The 21,269-nt window shown below is 33.3% G+C and carries 24 protein-coding genes; 12 read left to right on the top strand and 12 right to left on the bottom strand.

Annotated features, from left to right (window positions below; all coding sequences use genetic code 11):
- Positions 1-73 precede the first annotated feature (73 nt).
- From ACHRVX_RS10950 to ACHRVX_RS10925, 6 genes are all read left to right on the top strand, one after another.
- Positions 74-703, top strand: coding sequence for a thiamine phosphate synthase (locus ACHRVX_RS10950; RefSeq protein ID WP_395332102.1), 630 nt, complete (start codon positions 74-76; stop codon positions 701-703).
- Positions 670-1,425 carry a hydroxymethylpyrimidine/phosphomethylpyrimidine kinase gene (locus ACHRVX_RS10945; protein ID WP_395332100.1) on the top strand — a complete coding sequence of 252 codons (756 nt, stop codon included), beginning with the start codon at positions 670-672 and terminating at the stop codon, positions 1,423-1,425. Before ACHRVX_RS10950 ends, ACHRVX_RS10945 begins: the two co-directional genes overlap by 34 nt.
- The gene (locus tag ACHRVX_RS10940; RefSeq protein ID WP_395332098.1) at positions 1,415-2,053 is read left to right on the top strand and encodes a thiamine phosphate synthase; all 639 of its coding nucleotides are present in this window, start codon (positions 1,415-1,417) and stop codon (positions 2,051-2,053) included. The genes ACHRVX_RS10945 and ACHRVX_RS10940 overlap by 11 nt, the downstream gene beginning before the upstream one ends.
- Entirely contained in the window at positions 2,034-2,810 is a 777-nt protein-coding gene (locus ACHRVX_RS10935) for a thiazole synthase (protein WP_395332096.1), read from the top strand. The genes ACHRVX_RS10940 and ACHRVX_RS10935 overlap by 20 nt, the downstream gene beginning before the upstream one ends.
- Positions 2,811-2,954: 144 nt before the next feature.
- Positions 2,955-4,097, top strand: a complete 1,143-nt coding sequence (gene thiH / locus ACHRVX_RS10930) for a 2-iminoacetate synthase ThiH (protein WP_395332094.1) — start codon at positions 2,955-2,957, stop codon at positions 4,095-4,097.
- A gap of 72 nt (positions 4,098-4,169) precedes the next feature.
- The gene (locus tag ACHRVX_RS10925; protein ID WP_395332092.1) at positions 4,170-4,880 is read left to right on the top strand and encodes a HesA/MoeB/ThiF family protein; all 711 of its coding nucleotides are present in this window, start codon (positions 4,170-4,172) and stop codon (positions 4,878-4,880) included.
- On the opposite strand, the gene ACHRVX_RS10920 is transcribed toward ACHRVX_RS10925, so the two are convergent.
- The 4 genes from ACHRVX_RS10920 to ACHRVX_RS10905 all read right to left on the bottom strand — a co-directional run bounded on the left by ACHRVX_RS10920 (position 4,877) and on the right by ACHRVX_RS10905 (position 7,818).
- Positions 4,877-5,671, bottom strand: coding sequence for an MOSC domain-containing protein (locus tag ACHRVX_RS10920; RefSeq protein ID WP_395332090.1), 795 nt, complete (start codon positions 5,669-5,671; stop codon positions 4,877-4,879). The two genes, ACHRVX_RS10925 and ACHRVX_RS10920, sit on opposite strands and share 4 nt — an antisense overlap.
- Before the next feature lie 2 nt (positions 5,672-5,673).
- Positions 5,674-6,312 (bottom strand): leucyl/phenylalanyl-tRNA--protein transferase, encoded by a 639-nt coding sequence (gene aat, locus ACHRVX_RS10915; protein WP_395332088.1) that lies wholly within the window; start codon positions 6,310-6,312, stop codon positions 5,674-5,676.
- 228 nt (positions 6,313-6,540) lie between these two features.
- On the bottom strand, positions 6,541-6,912 hold the full coding sequence (locus tag ACHRVX_RS10910) for a DUF3127 domain-containing protein (protein ID WP_213295224.1): 372 nt from the start codon (positions 6,910-6,912) through the stop codon (positions 6,541-6,543).
- 15 nt (positions 6,913-6,927) lie between these two features.
- Positions 6,928-7,818, bottom strand: a complete 891-nt coding sequence (locus ACHRVX_RS10905; protein WP_395332086.1) for a flavin reductase family protein — start codon at positions 7,816-7,818, stop codon at positions 6,928-6,930.
- Positions 7,819-7,981: 163 nt separating this feature from the next.
- On the opposite strand from ACHRVX_RS10905, the gene ACHRVX_RS10900 reads away from it, so the two are divergent.
- Complete coding sequence (locus ACHRVX_RS10900) at positions 7,982-9,130, top strand: sensor histidine kinase (protein WP_395332084.1); 1,149 nt, start codon at positions 7,982-7,984, stop codon at positions 9,128-9,130.
- 98 nt (positions 9,131-9,228) lie between these two features.
- Here ACHRVX_RS10900 and ACHRVX_RS10895 read toward each other — a convergent pair whose 3' ends face one another.
- Positions 9,229-9,615: an HIT family protein gene (locus ACHRVX_RS10895; protein WP_395332082.1), complete on the bottom strand. Its 387-nt coding sequence runs from the start codon at positions 9,613-9,615 to the stop codon at positions 9,229-9,231.
- 72 nt (positions 9,616-9,687) lie between these two features.
- Entirely contained in the window at positions 9,688-10,164 is a 477-nt protein-coding gene (gene greA / locus ACHRVX_RS10890; RefSeq protein WP_213295211.1) for a transcription elongation factor GreA, read from the bottom strand.
- A 155-nt stretch (positions 10,165-10,319) separates the two neighbouring features.
- Between greA and ACHRVX_RS10885 the strand changes: the two genes are divergently transcribed.
- Positions 10,320-10,733, top strand: coding sequence for a Rieske (2Fe-2S) protein (locus tag ACHRVX_RS10885; protein WP_395332080.1), 414 nt, complete (start codon positions 10,320-10,322; stop codon positions 10,731-10,733).
- Between the two features lie 53 nt (positions 10,734-10,786).
- On the opposite strand, the gene ACHRVX_RS10880 is transcribed toward ACHRVX_RS10885, so the two are convergent.
- The 5 genes from ACHRVX_RS10880 to ACHRVX_RS10860 form a co-directional block, all read right to left on the bottom strand.
- Complete coding sequence (locus tag ACHRVX_RS10880) at positions 10,787-12,949, bottom strand: TonB-dependent receptor (protein WP_395332078.1); 2,163 nt, start codon at positions 12,947-12,949, stop codon at positions 10,787-10,789.
- A gap of 296 nt (positions 12,950-13,245) precedes the next feature.
- A complete protein-coding gene (arfB, locus tag ACHRVX_RS10875; protein WP_395332076.1) occupies positions 13,246-13,650 on the bottom strand; it encodes an alternative ribosome rescue aminoacyl-tRNA hydrolase ArfB in 405 nt (134 codons plus the stop codon).
- The gene (locus ACHRVX_RS10870) at positions 13,650-15,764 is read right to left on the bottom strand and encodes a DUF4301 family protein (protein WP_395332074.1); all 2,115 of its coding nucleotides are present in this window, start codon (positions 15,762-15,764) and stop codon (positions 13,650-13,652) included. Before ACHRVX_RS10870 ends, arfB begins: the two co-directional genes overlap by 1 nt.
- Positions 15,725-16,348 carry a nicotinamide riboside transporter PnuC gene (gene pnuC / locus ACHRVX_RS10865; protein ID WP_395332072.1) on the bottom strand — a complete coding sequence of 208 codons (624 nt, stop codon included), beginning with the start codon at positions 16,346-16,348 and terminating at the stop codon, positions 15,725-15,727. Before pnuC ends, ACHRVX_RS10870 begins: the two co-directional genes overlap by 40 nt.
- Before the next feature lie 29 nt (positions 16,349-16,377).
- A complete protein-coding gene (locus ACHRVX_RS10860) occupies positions 16,378-17,106 on the bottom strand; it encodes a geranylgeranylglyceryl/heptaprenylglyceryl phosphate synthase (protein WP_395332070.1) in 729 nt (242 codons plus the stop codon).
- Between the two features lie 83 nt (positions 17,107-17,189).
- Between ACHRVX_RS10860 and ACHRVX_RS10855 the strand changes: the two genes are divergently transcribed.
- The 3 genes from ACHRVX_RS10855 (at position 17,190) to ACHRVX_RS10845 (ending at position 18,538) form a co-directional block, all read left to right on the top strand.
- The gene (locus ACHRVX_RS10855) at positions 17,190-17,786 is read left to right on the top strand and encodes a Crp/Fnr family transcriptional regulator (protein WP_395332068.1); all 597 of its coding nucleotides are present in this window, start codon (positions 17,190-17,192) and stop codon (positions 17,784-17,786) included.
- 81 nt (positions 17,787-17,867) lie between these two features.
- The gene (locus ACHRVX_RS10850; protein ID WP_395332066.1) at positions 17,868-18,155 is read left to right on the top strand and encodes a hypothetical protein; all 288 of its coding nucleotides are present in this window, start codon (positions 17,868-17,870) and stop codon (positions 18,153-18,155) included.
- Positions 18,152-18,538, top strand: coding sequence for a group III truncated hemoglobin (locus tag ACHRVX_RS10845; protein ID WP_395332064.1), 387 nt, complete (start codon positions 18,152-18,154; stop codon positions 18,536-18,538). The genes ACHRVX_RS10850 and ACHRVX_RS10845 overlap by 4 nt, the downstream gene beginning before the upstream one ends.
- Positions 18,539-18,710: 172 nt before the next feature.
- Here ACHRVX_RS10845 and ACHRVX_RS10840 read toward each other — a convergent pair whose 3' ends face one another.
- A complete protein-coding gene (locus tag ACHRVX_RS10840) occupies positions 18,711-19,361 on the bottom strand; it encodes a 4'-phosphopantetheinyl transferase family protein (protein WP_395332062.1) in 651 nt (216 codons plus the stop codon).
- Between the two features lie 307 nt (positions 19,362-19,668).
- Here ACHRVX_RS10840 and ahcY point away from each other — a divergent pair, with 307 nt between their 5' ends.
- On the top strand, positions 19,669-20,985 hold the full coding sequence (ahcY, locus tag ACHRVX_RS10835; RefSeq protein ID WP_213295186.1) for an adenosylhomocysteinase: 1,317 nt from the start codon (positions 19,669-19,671) through the stop codon (positions 20,983-20,985).
- The last annotated feature ends 284 nt before the right edge of the window (positions 20,986-21,269 follow it).

Here is a 21,269-nt window from a genome sequence, read left to right as displayed (position 1 = left end):
AAGTTTTCTGTAAAATGTGAGATGCCAGGAACTATTTGTTTCACTTTCCCACATCTTCCTTTTTACTAAATGCATGTCACTTGGAACATCTAACAAAAAACATTTTACAAACATGATTGTGATTACAAATCCTTCTGCAATAGCAAATGAAATCGGCATTATTGATTCTTTATTTGACGAAGGATTGTCTTTGATTCATGTTAGGAAACCTGATTTTTCTGAGTTAGAAATGGCTCGATTTATTCATCAGATAAAACTCGGATATCGATCTAATTTAGTTTTACACAGTCATCATGAATTAGCCGAAGATTTTGGTATTAACCGAATTCATTTTTCTGAAAAGGAAAGAAAAAATAGTTTTTTAATTATTCCGGATCAAAAGATATTTTCAACATCAACACATGCTGTCGCAGATTTTAATTCCTTAGATAATAATTTTGATTATGCCTTTTTAAGTCCTGTATTTACAAGTATTTCTAAAGAAAATTATCATCCGAAAGAAAATCTTTTTGAAGCTTTAAAATTAAGAACAAATATGAAAACAAAGGTTATCGCTCTAGGCGGAATTGATGCTGAAAACATTCAAAAAACACTGGAAAATGGTTTTGATGATGTAGCACTTTTAGGAAGTATCTGGAATAACGAAAACCCAATAAAACAATTCAAATTATGTCAAAAAATCGTCCAATTGCACTCAGTATAGCAGGTTTTGATCCCACTGGCGGCGCTGGTGTTTTGGCTGATAGTAAAACATTCGAACAGCATCAGGTTACAGGATTTGCGATAACAACCGCCAATACCATTCAGACTGAAAATGAGTTTCAGGCAATTGAATGGACAGATTTAAGTTTTGCTATTCGTTCAATTGAAACCTTATTTCAAAACTATAAAATCAAAGCTGTTAAAATTGGAATCGTACCGTCTATAAATTATTTAAACCGAATTCTGTGTACGATAAAATTACTGTCACCAGCTACAAAAATTGTTTGGGATCCTGTTTTAAAATCGACGACAAATTTCGAATTTATAAACATTAGAGATCAAGTAGATTTGGATAAAATAATATCCAAAATCGATTTGATTACGCCAAATTATAATGAAATAGAAATTTTATTTCCGGGTTTTATTTCGAATGAACTTTGGCAACAAAACGAAATTCAAAGTGCCATTCTATTAAAAGGCGGACACAATCCTTCTGAAACAGGAACGGATCGTTTGTTTCTAAAAAATGAAATCATTGATTTGTTTCCGTCTAATACAGAATGCTTTGAAAAACATGGCTCAGGTTGTGTTTTATCCTCTGCCATTGCCTCAAATCTGGCTTTGAATCAAACGCTAACAGAAGCTTGTAAAAATGCTAAAACCTACATCGAAAAATACCTGAATTCAACTTCAACTTTAATCGGATATCATTATGTACCCTAAACTACAATACATTTCACAAGGAAAAACTATCGACGAACAATCGTACAATATTCATCAGGCACTGGATTCAGGATGTGACTGGATACAACTGCGATTTAAGAATCAAATTGCCAAAGATACTTTTGATTTAGCCGAAGCGGTAAAATTTTTGTGCAAAGAATATCTCGCTAACTTTATTGTAAACGACAATTTATATCTCGCCCAGAAAATTGATGCAGACGGCGTTCATTTAGGATTATCAGACATGAAAATTAATGAAGCAAGAGCGATTTTAGGCAGCAAAAAAATTATTGGAGGAACAGCAAATACTTATGATGATATTGTAAATCACTTACAAAATGGCTGCGATTATATTGGCTTGGGACCTTTTAGATTTACGGAAACAAAGGAAAAACTAAGTCCGATTTTGGGTTTACCAGGCTATTATGAGATTGTTGAAAAAATGAAAAATAATAAAATTCAGATCCCGGTTTACGCCATTGGTGGAATTACATTAAATGATATAAATCCTTTAATGGAAACCGGAATTCATGGCATTGCCGTTTCCGGAATGATTACAAAAACCGATCAAAAAGAAAAATTAATTCAAGAAATAAACGAAAAGTTATATGCAAACGTCATTGTTTAAAATTGGAGATAAAACCTTAACCTCCCGCCTATTTTTAGGAACCGGAAAATTTGGTTCAAATCGTGAAATGGAAGAAGCTATTTTGGCATCAGGGAGCGAATTGGTTACCGTTGCCTTAAAACGTATCGATCTAGAAACAGAAACCGATGCCATATTATCACATTTACAACACCCAAATATTCATTTATTGCCTAATACATCAGGCGCACGAAATGCCAAAGAAGCCATTTTTGCAGCGCAATTAGCCAGAGAAGCTTTAGAAACAAACTGGCTAAAATTAGAAATTCATCCTGACCCGAAATATTTAATGCCGGATCCTATAGAAACTTTAAAAGCGACGGAAGAATTAGCTAAACTTGGCTTTTTTGTATTGCCTTATATTCACGCAGATCCTGTTTTATGCAAACATTTAGAAAATGCAGGAACAACTGCAGTAATGCCTTTAGGCTCACCAATTGGCAGTAATAAAGGATTAAAAACAATCGATTTTCTGGAGATTATAATCGAACAAAGCAACGTTCCGGTAATCATCGATGCCGGAATTGGTTCTCCATCTGACGCTGCAAAAGCAATGGAAATTGGTGCCGATGCTGTTTTGGTCAATACTGCAATTGCCGTAGCAGGAAATCCAAAACTAATGGCAGAAGCTTTTAAGGAAGCTGTTATTGCAGGCAGAAAAGCTTTTGAAGCTAAGATTGCTAATCAGTATAATCATGCGGTCGCTTCTAGTCCTTTGACTTCTTTTTTATATGAGTAATGTACTTAACCGCAAAGTTCACAAGGTTTTTTTTCGCAAAGTTCGCAAAGCTTTGCGAACTTTTAGCCAAAAATAAAGAAACCCAAAGCTTTGCGAACTTTGCGTAAACCTTAGCGCTCTTTGCGGTAAAAACCATAATCCAAAATGAAAACATTTAAAGCACTATTTGAGCAATACAATTGGGATACCATCCAATCTAAAATATACCAAACTACATCAAAAGATGTTGAACGTTCTTTGACAAAAACCAAAAGAAATCTCGAAGACTTTTTAGTTTTGATTTCTCCCGTTGCTCAAAATTATCTAGAACGAATGGCACAGGAATGCCACGAAATAACGAAAAAACGTTTCGGAAAAACGATCCAAATGTACGCACCTCTTTATCTAAGTAACGAATGCCAAAACATTTGCACTTATTGCGGATTTAGTTTAGACAATAAAATCAAACGAAAAACCCTTTCTGATGCTGAAATTAAATTGGAAGTTGAAGCTTTGAAAAATGTTGGTTTTGATCATGTTTTATTGGTTACAGGAGAAGCAAATTATACCGTAAATATTAATTATTTTCTGAATGCCATTGCTTTAATACGAAAAGAGTTTTCGATTATTTCTGTAGAAGTTCAGCCGCTTTCCACCGAAGATTATACACGATTGCACGAGGCTGGCGTTTATTCGGTTTTAGTATATCAGGAAACTTATCATCAGGAAGTTTATAAAAAATACCATACTAAAGGCAAAAAGTCGAATTTCGACTATAGACTCGAAACTCCTGACAGAATTGGAACCGCAGGAATTCATAAAATAGGCTTAGGTGTTTTATTAGGTTTGGAAGATTGGCGCACCGATAGTTTCTTTAATGCTTTGCATCTCGATTATCTTCAAAAGAAATATTGGCAAACTAAATATTCAGTTTCATTTCCAAGACTGCGACCTGCTGAAGGTATTATTGAGCCTAATTTTATTATGGACGATAAGGATTTAACGCAACTTATTTGCGCTTACCGATTGTGGAACGAAGATCTGGAAATTTCAATTTCAACCAGAGAAAATGAGAAATTCAGAAACAATATTATCCCAATTGGAGTTACAAGTATGAGTGCCGGTTCTAAAACAAATCCCGGTGGTTATGTTGTTGATCCACAATCATTGGAACAGTTTGAAATTAGTGATGAACGATCTGCGAAAGAAATCGCGCAAGTTATAACTAAATCAGGCTATGAACCCGTTTGGAAGGATTGGGATAAAATATATAGTCATAAAGTCGAAAGTCATAAAGTCTTAAAGTAAGCACTTTACTTCGATTTCGGCTTTCCTCTTGGACTTTTACCTTCGACTTTACAACTTTAAGACTTAAATAAAATGAGTGTTATACAAGAATTCCTTCGCTACAACAGACAAACCATTTTACCAGAAATTGGTGACGAAGGTCAGGAAAAATTAAAAAAAGCAAAAGTTTTGGTACTTGGCGCGGGAGGTTTAGGCTGTCCTATTTTACAATATATTGCGACTGCAGGATTAGGTTATATTGGGATTATGGATTTTGATGTAATTGAAATTCATAATTTACACCGACAGATTTTATATACTGAAAATGAAATTGGTCACGAAAAAGCTCTTGTGGCAAGAGAAGTGGTTTCAAAACTAAATCCGTTAATTCAAGTCGAAGCAATTAATGAGAAATTAACACCTGAAAATGCCAATCAAATTATTCAAAAGTATGATATTGTGGTAGATGGTTCTGATAATTTTGCAACACGTTATTTAGTCAATGATACTTGTGTTGACCTACAAAAACCATTAGTTTACGGAAGCATTTTAAAATTTGAAGGACAGGTTGCTGTTTTCAATCATAATGGGAGTAAAAATCTACGCGATTTATTTCCTGAAATGCCAGATCCAAAAGACGTACCCAATTGTAATCTAAATGGCGTCCTTGGAACGCTGCCCGGAATTATTGGGACTATGATGGCGCATGAAACACTCAAATTAATTCTGGATTTACCAACTTTAAAAAATCAATTGTTGCTTTTTAATACGCTGGATTGGAGCTTTACAAAAGTGAATTTCTAAAAAACAAGAGTATCACCCACACTAATAATTCCAGTATTGAGACTCACAATATTAGTTCCAAAGTAAACGGAGTTTTGAACTTTTCTATACTTGCTTAACGTTTTTAAAGGTTCTTTTTTTATAATACTTTTTTGCGGATCATTATTCACCATAATGCATCTTCCGCAAGGTTTTATATTTTTAAAATGAACTTCACCAATAGTAAAAGTATCAAAATCATCCTCTTCATGGGCATTTTTTGAACTGATGACAATATTGGGGCGGAATCTTAAAACTGTGATTTTATTTTCTAATTTTTCATTTAATAAATCTATACTTTCTGATCCAATTAATAAATATGGATATCCGTCAGCCAGACTTACATTGAAGATTTCTTTGAGCTTTGAACTTTCATGTTTGCGATCTCCAATTTTAATTATTTTAACTAATTTACATTGAAAACCCAAACGTTGGCTAAACCATTTTGAAGTTTGCAGATCTACTTCAAACACTTCACTTTTATCTTCCCACACATTTGCCTCAATAGAATTTTCTAAATGTTCAGTAGTTGAAAATTCATGTTTATAATCCTGAAAAGTGATCGTAATTTTTCCATCTGAAATTTGTGGATAAAACTGACTTAAAATTGGATTTTCTCTTTGTGTTATTAATTGATTTTCAGCATCAATTAACATCCATCTTCGGTCATTTTCAAAGCCCATTTCTTCTGCCAAAGCTCTCTGACAACTAATTGCGGCTAAACTTTTTATCGGATAAATATAAATTTCTTTTACAACATGAATTGCACTCATTTTTACTGACTTTTTAAAATTGACATAAATTCTTCACGATCAATTTCGCGACAACCTAAACTTTCTAAATGTGGATTATAAACCTGACAATCTAATAATTTATAATTTTCTTTTTCTAAATAATTGACCAAAGCTATAAAGGCCACTTTGGATGCATTTGATACTTTTGAAAACATACTTTCTCCACAAAAAACATGTCCCAAATCAATTCCGTATAAACCTCCAACTAAAACCTCATCTTGCCAAACCTCAACAGATTTTGCAATTCCCTGTTCATTCAGTTTGCAATAAGCATCGATCATATCGTTTGAAATCCAGGTTCCGTTTTGACCGTCACGTTTTATTTTTTGGCAATTCGAAATTACATCTCTAAAATTTTGATTAAAAGTAATTTTAAACTCTTTACGATTCAAAACATTACGCATACTTTTAGAGATTACCAATTCATCAAGAAACAAAACCATTCTGGGATCCGGTGACCACCATAAAATAGGTTCTCCTTCATTAAACCACGGAAAAATTCCACTTTTGTAAGCTAATTTTAACCTTTCTGAATCTAAATCACCGCCAATTGCCAGAATTCCGTCTTCATCGGCTTCTGAAACTGGAGGGAAGAATAAATCTTTGAATACGTAATACATTTTTAAATAAATTCCAATTTTTTAAATTCCAAATTCCAAGCTCTGATTAGAAAACCTTTTTCAAAGTTTAAAACTTTAGCAAAGCTCTCCCCCGTAATAGCTGTGTTCAATGTTGTCATTTTGAACTAAGGGAGAAATGACAAAAACTGAGATTAAAACAAAATTCCAAACTCCAATTGCATATTTTATGAATTGGAATTTGGAATTTAATTTTTGCAATTTAAACTTTTAAAAAGGTAAATCGTCTGGTTCGTCCTCGTTTAAGTTTGTTGCTGGTGCAAAAGCTTCTGCAGCAGGCATTGCCGGAGTTTGTGCAGGACCTTCTGGTGCTACTCTTTCAATTCTCCAACCTTGAATACTATTGAAATATCTGGTTTCTCCTTGTGGATTAACCCATTCTCTTCCTCTTAAATTGATAGAAACTTTTACTGCCTCTCCCTGTTTGTAGCTACTTAATAAATCGCATTTATCTTGTGTAAATTCGATCAAAATATGCTGTGGATATTGCTCATCTGTGGTAACAACCAACTCTCTTTTTTTGAATGCAGCACTAACTTGTTGCTCTGGGTTCACCACTTTTACTTTTCCTGTAACTTCCATCTTCTTCTATATTAATTATTGTTTCTTTTCTATTTTCTTTGCTAAAAGCACTTTCCAGGCTGACAAAATATCATCATTGTTGAGATATTTTTTAGCTTCTAAATGTATCTTTTCCTGATCATCCGAGCTTAAAACTCCTTTCACCGAAAAGTTTTCTTTCACAAATATACTAACTTCTTCCGTTGTAGGCAAGGCTTCAATGTTACCTAATTTCCCTAGATCATTTCCATCAAAAACTTTACTTTCTTTGATGTTTTTTGGAATCACATCTACACCAACTCCAAGTGTTGTCAATGGTTTTGGCACTTCAAAGAGTCCCTGGTTGGATCTTGAATACCAGTTATTTCCTAATCTTGAAACCAAATCAATTTTATGTTGATCAATGCCTCCGTTTTCATCTAGAACAGCTTCGTGAATATGCATTTTTACCACCTCACAAAGTATCAGATTTCCTGCTCCTCCTTCTGTACCTAACGGAATTATCTGTGTGACTTTGCACTCAAACTGCACCGGAGATTCTTTTACACGATATGGTTTTACCAGATCTGACGGAATTTGCGTTAATCCCGCTTTTATAAACTCGTTTACACCTTCGGCATATTCTGTACTGGCTAATGATGTTTGCTGCACTAAATCATAATTCACCACATTAATTACGACTTCGCGAGTTGCCTCGGCATTAATCAAAGTATGTTTGACCGTATTGTCACGAACGCGGCGTGCCGGCGAAAAAATTAAAATTGGCGGATTAGCACTGAAAACATTAAAGAAACTAAAAGGCGACAAATTCGGGATTCCTTTTGTACTCATTGTACTTGCAAAAGCGATTGGTCTGGGACCTACGGCACTTTGCAAATATCCCTGCAATTTTGCCGTTGGAATTTCTTTAGGATCGATGCTAATCATAGATTTTTCTTTTAACCGAATCTCGTTTCGGTAACTGCAAAAGTAGATAAATGGTTTAATCCAAAGAAATACTTTCCTATATAAAAACAAAAAAAATCTTTAAAGCATTACAAAATATTAAATGTGTTTATTTCGTTATATTTATACCTCAAAAAAACTATTTATGTCTTTTTCAGAAAGAAGAAATACTACGCGATGGATTATCATTTCTATTTCCTTTTTAATCATTTCCCTGATTCTTTGGAATACTTATACTTTTTTTCAGATTTTTAAAAACGAAGAAAGGCTGAAGATGAATCTTTGGGCAAATGCTTCAAAAACGCTTATTAATGCCGATGAAAATACTGATTTAGATTTACCGCTTGAGATTATAAACAACAATACTTCGGTTCCTGTTATGTTAACGATGTATGATAAGGTGATTAGCTCAAAGAATATTCCTGATGAAATTATTGAAGACAAAGATAAAGCAGCAGCATATTTAGCGAATTTAAAAAATGACAATGAACCAATTCTCATTGAATATGCACCCGGAAAGCAACAACAGGTGTATTATGGCAATTCGGATTTGCTTAAGAAATTAAAATATTATCCCGTGGCTTTATTGCTGATTATCTTTTTGTTTGGCGCTTTGATTTACAATTTTTACAAAAGCACTAAAATGGCTACTCAAAACAAACTCTGGGCTGGAATGGCAAAAGAAACGGCGCATCAAATCGGGACACCATTATCTTCTTTAATTGGTTGGGTTGAAATTTTAAAAACAGAGGAAATTGACCAATCAATCACTTTTGAAATAGAGAAAGATATTGAACGATTACAAACTATTACAGATCGTTTTTCTAAAATTGGATCTGTCCCGGTTTTAGAAGAACATGATATTATTGCCGAGACTTTAAATACTTATGAATACCTTCAATCTCGTTTTTCTAAACAAGTTGCTTTTTCGTATAACGGACCTCACGAACCTATTTTAGTCATGATAAACCCAACATTACATAGCTGGACTATTGAAAATTTGGTAAAAAATGCCATTGATGCCATGAAAGGAAAGGGAACCTTAGAGCTGAAAATTAAACAAGATGCCCATCATGTTAAAATTAATGTGAAAGATTCCGGAACGGGAATTTCTAAAAAGCAATACAAAACAATTTTTGAGCCTGGATTTACTACAAAAAAGCGCGGTTGGGGATTAGGACTTTCTTTAACCAAAAGAATTGTTGAAGAATATCATAGTGGAAAAATAAAGGTTTTAAATTCTGAAATAGGAAAAGGAACAACTTTCCAGATTTCGTTAAATAAAAAAGTGTAGTAAAATTTACTTTACTACACTTTATATTTTTTATTGTGGTGTGGGGGATTCGACTCCGCTCAGCCTGACAAATATAGCCTAACCTTATATTTTTGGTTTTACAAATTCGCCTGAATACTTCTAGCCAAAGCTTCAAATTCTTCTTTTGAAAGTGATACTTTATTATGAAAACGCATTTCATCCATTTCGTTCAACGGAATCAAATGTACGTGTGCGTGAGGAACTTCTAAACCTACAACTACCATTCCGACTCTTTTGCAAGGAACTGTTTTTTCTAAGGCAATTGCAATTTTCTTAGAAAATTTCATTAGCCCTAAATACAACTCATCATCCATTTCAAAAATCTTATCGATTTCTTGTTTCGGGATACAAAGAGTATGCCCTTTTGCATTTGGATTCACATCTAAAAAAGCCAAATACTTGTCGTCTTCCGCAATTTTATATGAAGGAATTTCTCCGTTTACTATTTTGGTAAATATTGACATCGTTTATTTGTTTATTTGTAAAATCGTTAAATCGGTTAACAAATAAATGATTAACCAATTAAACATTATAATTTAATCTCTTGTAATCTCTAATACTTCAAATTTTAATATTCCGTTAGGAACTGTAATTTCTGCTACTTCACCAACAGATTTTCCAAGTAAACCTTTCCCGATAGGAGAAGTTACTGAGATTTTTCCGGTTTTCAGATCCGCTTCACTTTCGGCAACAAGTGTATATTTCATTTCCATTCCGTTGCTTTGGTTTTTAATTTTTACATTAGAAAGTACCAATGCTTTTGAAACATCAAGTTGTGATTCGTCAATTAATCTTGCATTCGAATATACTTCTTCCATCTTGGCAATTCTCATTTCCAGTAATCCTTGTGCTTCTTTTGCTGCATCATATTCGGCGTTTTCAGATAAATCACCTTTGTCTCTTGCTTCTGCTATATCTTGGGATGCCTTTGGACGCATTACACTTTTTAAATGCTCCAACTCATCTTTTAATTTTTTTAATCCTTCTGCGGTATAATAAGATACTTTACTCATAACTTCATCGTTTATATAAATACAAAAAATCCCATCGGGACGGGATTTTGTATTACAAATATACTATTATTTTTTATAGTACATAATTATATGTTAATCATATAAAAATCAAATCTAAATAAATTATTTTTGTTTCACTAATTCTTATTAATATAATGAAAAAATTCTGGCTTTTAATCGTATTTGTTTCTGTACTATTCTCTTGTAGCGATAATGGCGGCAGCAATAAAAATCCGTACATACCAAGTTATTCTGTTAATCTTTCCATTGACATGAATTTGCCTGCATATTCAAACCTTAAATTTGTAAGTAACGGTGTCATTATTCCTAACTACGGTGCAAAAGGAGTTATTATATTTAATGCGGGAAGCGGCTATAATGCATTTGATGCTGCTTGTCCTAATCAGGCATTAACTTCATGTACTGCCATGACAATTAACGGTATTAACGCTGTTTGCTCCTGCGACAAATCAGAATACAGTTTATTTACCGGACTAGGCGGAAAAGAATATCCTTTAAAACAATACAGAGTTGAAGTGATAGGAAGCGTGATTCACGTTTATAACTAACATAAAAAGCCTGAAAGTTTTAAATTTTCAGGCTTTTTTATTTTTGGATAATCTTAAAATTTCAAAGTTAATCCGGCTAAGAAATTAATTCCTGCCTGCGGATAATAGTATGGATAAACATCGTACATATACCCGTTTGAAACATATTTTTTATCTAAGATGTTATTTACTAAACCTGTAATTAAAATCGATTTAAAGATTGATTTAGGTTTAATTTCGTATGAAACATTAAAATCATTCACAAAATAATCTGCTAATTTAGCCGCAGGTAATTCGATATTATTCATGTATTGTTCCCCAACATATTTTTGTAACAACGAAATATGTAAACTCTCAATTGGGCTGTAAACAATAATATTTCCTGCAATAACTTCTGGCGAATAAGCAATTTTAGTGGTTCCGTAATTTTGACCATCAACAGCCAGATCAACGTTTTTATTACTGCTTAAAGTAAAGTTTGGTCTTAGAATAAATTTGTCCGAAAGCTTAATTGTCGCATCAACTTCAAAACCTAAACGGTAACTTTTGTCCGTATTGGAGCGAATTGGTGCTCCAACATCATCCAGTGTTCCTGTCAAAATCAATTGATCTTTGTATGCCATATAATAGAAATTTGAAGTTAGTTGAAATTTCTCTGAATTCAATCTCCAGCCTAATTCAAAATCATTTAGCTTTTCTGGTTTTACATTTCCCCCTTCATAATCCGTTCTGTTAGGTTCACGATTTGCTCTGGCGTATGAAAAGTAAAGTGTGTTTTTTTGATTAATTTCGTAGTTCAACCCTGCTTTTGGATTAAAGAAATTGAAGTTATCATCAACCACACCAGTTTCGGCACTATTGGCTTTATACGTCACATTTCTATATTGTAAATCTCCGTAGAAACTTAACTTTTCTGTGAATTGATAATTTGCTTTTGCAAAAACATTACCATCTGTTTTAGCTGAATAATCATCGTAATAATGATCTCCAAGTTCAGATTGAGACGCATATCGTGCCCAGATTACTTTTCCAAAATGATCGCCTTCGTATTTATTCCAGCCACCGCCAAAAATAACATCCAGTTTTTCTTCTTTGTATTTTACTGAAAAAGTAGTTCCGTAGAAATCATTATCTAACCATTTCTGGCGCACTAAATCGGCTGTAGTTACAGCGCCAACTGGCAATAAACCGTAATCTGCCATATCAGCATCTTCTTTGTAATTGTCGTAATACCCTTTTCCTTTAGTATAATGTAAAGCTAAGTTTGTACTCCATTTATCTGAAAAGGATTCACTCCAATGCAATTGATAATGATTTTGATTGTAATTATCGGTTTCATTATCATAGAAACGAGGATTTCCTGCTTCATCTGTATAGGCTCCTGCAGAATTATATGTACGATCTGAATTTAAAGTCTCAGCATCAATTCCGTTCCAGGACTGGTATGTTTTTTCGGTTCCGCCAAAAACCAATGCTTTGATCAAAGTCGTTTTACCAACATACGTTCCTTGCAGGAAATATGATTTTAAGTCAGAACTTGCCCTGTCAACATAACCATCAGATTTAATGGTAGACAAACGTCCTGCCAATTCAAAATGGTCATTTAATAAACCGGTACTAAATTTTACTGTATTCTTTTTAGAATTAAAGCTTCCGTAAGAACTTGAAATTTCTCCATTAGCTTTTGATGCATAATTATCTGTCAGCATGTTTAAACTTGCGCCAAACGCGCCAGAACCATTCGTTGAAGTTCCAACTCCTCGCTGCAATTGCAAACTTTCCAGAGACGAAGCAAAATCAGGCATATTTACCCAAAATGTTCCCTGGCTTTCAGCATCATTATAAGGGATTCCGTTTATGGTAACATTTACCCTGGTTGCATCGCTACCACGAACTCTTATTCCGGTATAACCCATTCCGTTTCCTGCATCTGAAGTTGTCACGACAGATGGCAAATAGTTCATCAAAATTGGAATATCCTGACCAAGATTTCTGTATTTAATGTCCTTTTTATCCAAATTACTAAACGAAACCGGCGTTTTTGTAGTGACACGAACTGCAGAAACCAATACATCATCAAGCTTGTTGACTTTTGTTGAATCTTGCTCTTGTGAAATAGAAGAAAGAGAATAGAAGAAAGAAAATAGAAGAAAGAAAATAGATTTGGTTATGCTCATTTTATGAGACTTAGAACCTTTGTAACTTTGTGCCTTAGCACCTAAAAAAAAAGTTTTCATCCGTAAAAAAATTACGAATAAAAGGGGGAATTATTCTTTTGTTAAATTAATAAATGTTTCACGACAAAATATAGTGTGCACGCTAAATTTGTCGTTATTTCCCTTAGCAACATTACTCGCTCAGGTTCTTTGGGTATGATCTCAGCTCGTTATTTAGAGCACCCCTTTGAGACGGGACAAATGTAGTGTTAAAAATTACAAAAGTCAATATCAATAACAATCAAAATGGCAATTAAAACAAAACTTAATCTATAATTTCTACAATTGGAATTTGGATTTTTTATTTTTTTGGAATTTTATTCTAAGTCTGGTTTCTTGCGGGATTGTTTTCTCTCAGAAATATTTTTTTTGTTTTTAATTCGCTTTTTGATAACTGATTTTGGAATTTTGGTTGCTTTACGAACTTTGGGAACGAATAGTCCTTTTTTGATGATTTCCAGAAAACGTTTTATGACAATATCTTTGTTTTTAAGCTGGCTTCTGTCTTCGTCACAATTTAAAATTAAGATATTTTCCGTCGTTAAACGAGATGCAATATTGGTTAATAGAAGCAATTTTTCTTCGTCTGATAAAGCCCGAGAAGTATTTACATCAAAATTCAAAACTACTTTTGATGATACTTTGTTTACGTTTTGTCCGCCTGCACCACTACTTCTAACGGCTTTAAAACTTAACTCTGATATAATTTTTTCGATATCCATTATTGTGGTTGATGTGCTGCTTTTAATAAATCATTTACTGTTTTCACCGGATTAAAAGTAATCAAAGGAACTGCTACAAAAATCGTGAGCCAGTTTGCCATTGCTCCGTTCCATAATCCCGGTAATTCGTAGCTTTTAACTATTTTTCCTTCAACACTTTTCTCTACAATAAATCCTGCTTTATGATCTGTAAATTGTAATAAATCAAACTTTTCATTTTTATAATTTTTGATTCCGCAAACTAAATCAACCGGATTAAAATGCGTTGCTTCTGCTAAAATTTCCTGTTGCTTTTTATTCGCTAAATCTACCTGAGAGGTTTCTACAATCTGCAATGAAACTGTTCCTTTATCATTTCTTACCCAAAAAGGCCCTCCTCCGGGTTCTCCTTCATTTTTAACCATTCCGCAAACACGAATGGGCCTCTCTAACAAATCTTTAATCTTACTGATTTTATTTTCAAAAGTAAACTTACTAAAGTCGCTATTTAATTCAATATTTAGTTTTTGCTTTAAAAAAAGAACAATTTCCTCAATGTTATTTTCTTTTTTTTCCTGCTTTTCAATAGCTTTTAAATAGCTAAAAACGTGTTGTTGAACATCAATCAAAATGCCGGCTAAAGCTTTTTTGTATAACGATATTTTATCAATATGATTTTGAATTACATTATCAATATTCTTTATAAAAATAATATCTGATTCCATTTCGTTTAAATTTTCAATCAATGCTCCATGTCCTCCGGGTCTAAATACTAAATTATTCTCTTTATCCCGGATAGGAATATTTTTCACGTCTACACAAATAGAATCTGTGCTTTTATTTTGATAGGAATAACTAATATTAATTTGAGCGCCTGATGATTTTTCTACTTTTTCTTTAAGAACCTCAACTTCATTTTCAAATAAATTCTGATGATTTTCAGAAACCGTAAAATGCAAATTTGAAACTTGATTAGTTGTTGCATAATGCACACATTCATTCAAGTGTTCTTCAATAGGATTTGCGATATGGGTTTTATATTGATGAAATGGTACAACTGCTTTCGGCTTATTGGCAAAATCGAAATAATCAGAAGCTAATAATATTTTTATAAAATAATAATTCTTGTAATCCCTGTCTAAAGTTTCAAAATTGGGATAAATTTCCCTAAGCTTTTTATCTAAAGATTCAAAGAATGGAAATTTATCCATTGCTACGATAAAAATAGATAAATCGCTGTCTTTTTTTCTATTGATATAAGCGTTTATAGTTTCTTTTTTAATATCGAAATCATTCAAAAAAGCGCTTAAAAATTTAAACATTCTGCTTGCTGCGCCTGAAGCCGGAACAAACTTTTTAAGTTTTAATTTTTCTTTCTGAAGATCAAAAAAAGCAGCTTTCTCTTTAAATTCAGATTCTGACAAACTTAAAATTCCGTTATTAATCGTAGCCGGACTTATTAGGTTTGCTTTTGCGATTCCGTTATTAAAAATTTCTAATTGTTTTAGAATTTTAGCAAAAGGAATTTCGTGATCGTATATCTGAACAAAATCTGCTGATGAAATATCATGTTGATTCGCAATCGATAAATTATCTATAATAGAGATTGCTTTTGCCAGACGACTTTCTTTATCGCCGGAAAGCGTTATAAAAGGCTTTTTAGCATCAATTAAGGTTTGTTTAAAAACTGAAAATACAGTTTCTCTACCTTTTGGAGTATCTCTAATATCATCCTTTTCCCAAGGAACATCTATATCAGTCAGGAAAAACAAATCGTATTCATGTTCTAGCGCCGCTTCGTTTAGTAGCGGATCACAGAAACCGTAATACATTTCAGAAAAAACTTTGGTAACCATTAAATTGGTATCAGAAAACAAATATTTATTTGCCAAAGTCAGCTTTTTATTTTCTAATGCAACTTGTCCGTATGCAATTGGCAGCATATCACCGGCAGCACAAATGTGTTGGTTCTCTTCCCATTTTTCCTGCAAATAATCCCGCGCGAATTCAGGAACCCATTCGGTTTCATAATATTCTGCAAGTTGTTTTGCCAATGTGGTTTTGCCCGTGCTTTCAGGACCAAATAAGGCAATTTTTATGATAGCTGTTTTTTGCTGTCTAAGATTTTTCTCCATTCTAAATAAGCTGAAATAGCCAAAATTGTAAAAATTAAATACTGTAGTGACAACATCCCTAAGCCACGATAAGCATAAAGAGGCACCACAATAATATCACCAATGATCCAAAGTGTCCAGTTTTCGATCTTTTTCCTGGCCATGTACCACATTCCTGCAAAAAATATTCCTGATGAAATCATATCGACATAATTGTCATTTTTAATTTCATAATCAAAATATTTATAAATTCCGAAAACTACAAAAACAGTCACGAAGAACAATATTAGCCCTATTATTTTTTCATTAAGATTCGTTCTCGTAATAGGTAAATTATCTTCAACCGTTCCTCCTTTTGCCCAAACCCACCAACCATAAATACTCATAATAGAGAAGTAGGCGTTAATAATCATATCACCAATGTAACCAGCAACATATAAAAGGTAAACTGAAATAACTGTAGCGATCAACCCAGTTGGATATACCCAAATATTTTCTTTTTTAGCAAACCAGACACTTAAAATCCCAAATACAAAAACTAAAAACTCTAAAACAATATGCCATAAAGGAGCATTTTTGTAACTTTCAAGAAAAAAATCTATCATTGGTTTGGGTTGTTTTTGGTTGTTTCTATTTATGATTCAAAAAAGTGGCTGTCATTTTCAAAAGCGGTCCCTATAACTACTAAATCAGCGCCGGCATTATAGGCATTTTGAATTCCTTGCAAATCTACAATTCCTCCCCCAACAATAATAGGAATATTAATGTTTTGAGCAATTAACTGTATCATTTCCAAAGGAACCGGTTTTTTGGCTCCGCTTCCTGCCTCTAAATAAATCAATTGGTTGCCTAACATTTCTCCAGCTTGTGCAGTTGCCAAAACCAAATCGAAATTATCACGATTTAGCGGTTTTGTTTTGCTCACTCGCGCAACAGCGGTTTCATTTCCGCTTTCGATTAAAATATATCCTGTAGAAATGACTTCCAGATTTGTTTTTTTAAGAACTGGTGCTGCCTGAACCTGATATTCTATTAAATAATCCGGATTTCGTCCGGACAATAAAGACAAGAATAAAATAGCATCTGCCTGAGGTGAAATTTGGGAAGGATTACCAGGAAATATTACAACCGGTAAGTTAGTTTTTTGTTTTAATGCTGAAATTAAATCTTCTAAAATCTCAGACTCAACAATGCTTCCTCCCACAAAAATATGTGTTGCAGGCGATTGGTTTATTTTAAGCAATAAATGATCTAAATTTTCCCAAACAATTTTATCAGGATCTAAAAGTATGGCCAGTAATTTTTGTCCATTACTTTTAGCTTCCAAAATTTGTTGGCGTATGTTGGGTATTTTTTGTCTCATAACGGGCGTAAAAGTAAAAGTTTTTTAATGCAGAAGAACTATTTTGAATGAATTATATTTGTGTCATAGCTAAAAACAAGATTATGATTACAATTGATCTGCTGGAAAAATATGGGGCTTTAAAAAAATATTTCGCTAAAAATGAAATTATTTTTGAAGAAGGCAATCTTCCTGCGCACTACTACCAAATTATTTCGGGAGAAGTAAAAATGAGTAATTATAATGATGATGGCCGCGAATTTATTCAGGGTATTTTTTATAAAGACCAATCTTTTGGAGAACCTCCTTTATTTCTAAACCAAAATTATCCTGCTAATGCTATTACTGTTGACGATTCTGAAGTTCTTGTTCTTGCCAAGAGCAGCTTTATGAAATTGCTGGAAGAAAATCCTAAAATAAGCATTAAGATGATTGAGAATTTTGCACAGCGTTTATATTACAAATCGGTTATGGCGGCAGAAATGTCAACACAGGAGCCTGAACATCGCGTTTTAAAACTAATCGATCACGGAATTGCTTATTTTAATTTCCAAAAAGATGAAAATGGCTACCTCATCAATTTTACCAGACAGCAAATTGGCGATTTAACGGGTTTACGTGTAGAAACGGTAATTAGAACTATCAAAACTCTCGAAAAAAAGGGCGTTCTTAAAATAATCAACAGGAAAGTATACCGATAAAATAGTTCTTGTTTTATGATTTTAATCATAAATTGAAGCCGTAAAGTGCATGTACCTTTGTAGTATAAAAATCTCACTATCATGACACTATATCAAACAACATTCGAAAATTTCAATAAAAATTATATGGGTTCTGCAGCAATGGCTGTAATTGGTCAAAGCTGTTTAGGTGCAGCTGCAGCGATGTATATCCTGTCTCACGGAACTTCTGTTGGGCAAATGGTACAACTTGCTATTATTGTATTAGCGTGTATATTAGCGAATACTTCTATTTTAGCACAAATGAAACACAAAGTGGTTTTCAACTTTATTATTGTAAGTACATTATTAAGCGTTTTATTAATAATCCTGAACAATTTTATACTATGAGGAAACAAATAGAAAACAGAGCTGATATCTCATTTTTAGTACATCAGTTCTATACTATAATAAGAGCCGATCAAGAGATTGGCTTTTATTTTAATACAACGATTAAAGATTGGGACGCACACTTAGAAAAGCTGACTGATTTTTGGGAAACTAATTTATTTGCCGTTAAAAAGTATAAAGGCAATCCACATACGGTACACAACGAAGTTGATGCTCATTTTGGAAGCAATATAACAGCAGAGGTTTTTGGAATCTGGCTGAATCATTGGTTTCAAACCATAGACGAACATTTTGAAGGTGAAAACGCCGGTACGCTAAAACGTCGTGCAAGAAAAATGAGTACTTTTTTGTTTATGAGTATGTTTGAGCATCGTAAGAAATGAGCAAAGTTTAGTCATTTGTCTCATTTTGTCATTTCGACCGAATCGCACTCGAAACTCTGCACAGAAAATCGCCAATCTTTGTCGAGCTACTAGTGCGATTTCTCCCTTCTGTCGAAATGACAAGATTTTTGCTATTTCTCTGAAAACTATCACCGTAAACTGTGACTAAAAATCACTTCTCAAAAGCATAAACTAAAGTAAAACTTCCATCAAAATTAGCTGATTTCATTTCCTTGTAATGAACATCAAAATCTTTTACTAAATCATCAAAATGAAGACTTGCTTCGGTTTGGTTTTCGTTTAATGAAAAAGCCCCGACTTTTATATGATCTTTGAAACTGATTCCTTTTTCGTTTCTAATTTTAAAGATGGCTTCTTTAGCGCCCCATATTATGGTAAGTTCCCGTACATAATCTTGTACGTTTTCCGGGGATAAATATTTATTTTCACAATCTACAAATTTATCAGCGATACGCAGGATTTTTTCTCGCTGCAATTCCATATCGATTCCTACGGTTTCATGGCTGATTATAATAGCTGCAAAATGATGCGAATGTGTAATTGAAATAAAATTATGACAATCAAAATACGGTTTACCAAACTCGTCATAATGCAAATCATTATCTGTAAAACCCATTTCCTGAATCAGCATTCGAACGCTTAAAAAAGCACGCTGGTGCATTTGAGATTTCATTCCGTTTAGCCTTTGCTGCGTTTTTTCTTTTAAAACCACTTTAGAAAATAACTCTTCGAATGATTCAGTTATTTCCCAAATTAAGATTTTGGTAGTTTCGTTGCATTGTATGGTTTGGAATAAAGGCATTACTTTTTAATTATGAATTATGAGTTGCAAGGTTGTTTTTCTTAAAACCATATAAGTGATATAAGTAAATATAACTTAAGGGGTCAGAAATATGTGTTTAGTAAATTTAAGCAATTCGCAATAAAAGTACTTCACAAAGAATCCTTTTTAAATGAACTTATATAACTTATATGGTTAAAAATATTTTTTAAACTAATGTTCTAAAGATTAAGAAATTAAACATTTCACAAATCTTATAGAAGATAGTAAAAATTCTAAAGTTATTACGTAAATTTGCAAAAATTTTACAATTACAAATATACTATAAATGAGTACTACAACTACGCCTTTTGTGGCTTTCAAAGTAAAAGACATTTCTCTAGCGGCTTGGGGAAGAAAAGAAATTGAACTGGCTGAAGCTGAAATGCCAGGTTTAATGGCGCTTCGTGCTGAATATAAAGACGAACAACCTCTTGCAGGTGCTCGTATCGCTGGATGTTTGCACATGACGATTCAAACTGCTGTTTTGATCGAAACTTTAATTGCTCTTGGTGCTGAGGTTACCTGGTCTTCTTGTAACATTTTCTCTACTCAGGATCAGGCTGCTGCTGCTATTGCTGCTGCAGGAATTCAGGTTTATGCATGGAAAGGTTTAGATGAGCAATCATTTGACTGGTGTATTGAGCAAACTTTATTCTTTGGTGAAGACAGAAAACCATTGAACATGATCTTAGATGATGGTGGAGATTTAACAAACATGGTTATTGATCGTTTCCCTGAATTGGTTCCTGGAATCAAGGGACTTTCTGAAGAAACTACAACTGGAGTTCACAGGCTTTACGAAAGAGTAAAAGCCGGAACTTTACCAATGCCTGCAATCAACATTAATGACTCTGTTACTAAATCTAAATTTGATAACAAATACGGTTGTAAAGAATCTGCTGTAGATGCTGTACGTCGTGCAACTGACTTAATGTTAGCTGGGAAAAGAGTTATCGTTTGTGGATACGGTGATGTTGGAAAAGGAACTGCTGCTTCTTTCAGAGGTGCAGGATCTATTGTAACTGTTACTGAAATTGACCCAATTTGTGCTTTACAAGCTGCAATGGACGGTTATGAAGTTAAAAAATTAAACACTGTTGTTGCTAATGCTGATATCATCATTACAACTACTGGAAATAAAGATATCGTTCTTGGATCTCATTTCGAGCAAATGAAAGACAAAACTGTTGTTTGTAACATCGGACACTTTGATAACGAAATTGATATGGCGTGGTTGAACAAAAACCACGGTGCATCTAAAATCGAAATCAAACCTCAGGTTGATAAATATACTATTGCTGGAAAAGACATCATCATTCTTGCTGAAGGTCGTTTGGTAAACCTTGGTTGCGCTACAGGTCACCCAAGTTTTGTAATGAGTAACTCATTTACGAACCAAACTTTGGCACAAATCGAATTATGGAAAAACAGCGCTGCTTACAACAATGACGTTTATATGTTACCGAAACATTTAGATGAAAAAGTTGCTGCTTTGCACCTTGCTAAATTAGGAGTTGAATTGGAAACTTTACGTGACGATCAGGCTGCTTATATTGGTGTTGAAGTTCAAGGTCCATTTAAACCAGAGTACTACAGATACTAGTAAATTTTAGATTTCTTGAATTTAGAGTTTAGACTCTAAATCCTGATTTCTTAAATACCTATTTCAAACCCGACAGATTTTAAAATCTGCCGGGTTTTGTTTTTTAATTTAAAATCTATCACGAAGCACTGATTGTTTTGAAATCATGTTGGGTTTTTGAGACTTATAACTCAATTTAAGATGAGCTGAAAATTAATCAGATATTTTTGAATAATTTTTAAAATTAAATATACATTTGGATTCAAAAAAAACCTAAACCTAAATCATGAGAACACGCTTTATTT

This window comes from Flavobacterium sp. FlaQc-47 (assembly GCF_044006475.1).
Lineage (GTDB): Bacteria > Bacteroidota > Bacteroidia > Flavobacteriales > Flavobacteriaceae > Flavobacterium.
This window is presented reverse-complemented; position numbering and strand designations above follow the sequence as displayed.